General features: G+C 39.9%; 1 protein-coding gene. It reads right to left on the bottom strand.

Going from position 1 to position 2,108, the window contains the following annotated elements:
- Positions 1 to 77: 77 nt before the first annotated feature.
- Positions 78 to 1,412 (bottom strand): ISNCY family transposase, encoded by a 1,335-nt coding sequence (locus tag AVJ19_RS20995; protein WP_111861417.1) that lies wholly within the window; start codon positions 1,410 to 1,412, stop codon positions 78 to 80.
- Positions 1,413 to 2,108: the final 696 nt, after the last annotated feature.

The raw sequence follows: 2,108 nt of genomic DNA, 5'->3' as shown, positions 1-2,108 counted from the left end.
TGATATTTTGGAGTTACAGAAGCTGTTATTCACCAATTAAAATGTCTATGCGATAAACCATTTAAAATGTCCTGTTTTTAACCACAAGAGTCAAGCACAGGATTTAAGTTTCTTTGTTCAACAACAGCTTTCTGAGCTTTACGACTTGGCATACTTTTCTTGGCCCGGGAACGTTTATTCTGTTTTTCTAGTTCTTCATGCTGCTGTTGAATATGCGCCAGGACTGAACCTAACCGTTTATTCTCAACAATCTCATTTTGCTGTAGCCCAGCCAATTTATTGAAGATGCTGTAGTTGAGCTTTCGTCCTTCATGCATGAGGGCCACAGTGCCATCCGGATACTCCAGAAATGCAATGTATTGCCCAGCAAGCTTATGATTCAGCTCTATCGGTTCAAGCAGATAAATACATTTGTCATAGGTAATCGTCAGGTTCTTGGTGACCTTACGCGGTTCCTGCCAGGTAAAAATATCATCCAGTTCAAGATCAGATTCGGTTAATGGTCGATGCAGGTTCTTTGAGTTTCGCGCACATTTGGCGAACTTCTGATTGAACTGCTCAATAAAGCAGGGCAACCAGGCATTTGCTTCTGCAATCGAACAGATGCCTTCCAGGCGCATATCCTTGATCAAACGGTCCTGAAGGGTTCTATTCGCTCGCTCTACGCGACCCTTCGCCTGTGGGGAGTTGGCGAAGATAATATCAATGTTTAACTCATTCAGAATCCGCCCAAATTGCGTGATCTTGCTGTCTTGGCTGGATTTCTGATTCACTCTGAATACCGAGTGTTTATCGCTGTAAAAGGCCAAGGGCTTGCCGTATTGCTCAATGTAGGCTCGGGTTGAAAGCATATAGTCAAAGGTCGTTTCAGCCTCACAAAAGCGCAGATGCAACAGCTTGCCGGTAGCATCATCGATATAAACCAGCAAACAGCATTTGGTGGCTCTTCCTTCAAACCAGTCATGATATGAGCCATCAATCTGGATCAGCTCACCGAAGCAATCACGGTTATAGCGTGGCTGGTATGGGCGTTTTAGACGTTTGGATCGCGGAATCCAAAGGTCATTTGCAGTCATCCAGCGCCGAACCGTTTCTACCGGGATATTCAGGTCAAACATGCTGCTGAGCTTCTCATGCGCCAAGGTAGGTCCAAAGCCCAGCAGATGTTCAGAAATAATGGAAAGACATTGCGATTTTAATAAATCGTCATGGCGATGATGGCCCGGTTGACCACGACTGGCATGCGTCATGCCTGAAACACCATCTTGATTGAGCTTCTGCAATAACCGGGTAATTTGACGGGTGGAAAGATTCAGGATTTCAGCAGCACGGACTTGGGTAATACGATGATCTCGAACGTCTTGCAGAACTGCAAGACGTTGAATTTCTTTGTCAGACATAGTGATCAGCATCTATATTTTATATCCAGTCCATGGTGATAAAAATCATCATAAACCAGACATTTTTATTGGTGAGAATATAGACACTTTAAATGGGTTCTAACAAAAGCATTTCGCATAATATAGATTATGTAAAATGAGAAAGAATTATTTCATTATAATCAAAAAGGTTATCGTCACGCGACACATAAGTTGTCATTTGCGACACATGTTACGTCATTCATATATCTATGTTGTGCATAGCATTCAAATTTAAATTACAACTTGGTTATTACGGGTTTACCTAATTTGATGAACTTATTTAATATGGTTACACATGCATGTACTTCATTGACCTGACTCTTGATACTTTTCGGCTCAACTTTTTCCTATTTTTCAGGCTGTCCTGAATTGAGCTCTTAACAATTCTTTAGCTCTAATGAATGACCCTTTTGATCTTTCCAATATATTGTATTCCCTTATCAAGCTTAAATGATCTATCGTCAGCGTCTATACTATTGTGAAGTTTACGTAGCTCGTTTAGTAGAATAAAGAGTTTCAATTACTTTGATGAAATACTACTTTGCTCCTGTTTTCTTAAAAAAGCTCCTGAATATTTCATATTTATAAAAATAATATTGCGAAAATGTAATAAAATATTTCAATGCCTTAAAATACATTTATCCGTTTTGCTATGCTTTCTTAAAATATGTTCATGAAGCTTTAAAA

This window comes from Acinetobacter sp. CFCC 10889 (assembly GCF_003268395.1).
In the GTDB taxonomy this organism is placed as follows: domain Bacteria; phylum Pseudomonadota; class Gammaproteobacteria; order Pseudomonadales; family Moraxellaceae; genus Acinetobacter.
Note: the sequence above shows the minus strand (reverse complement) of the source record. Positions and strands in the feature narration are given on the sequence as shown.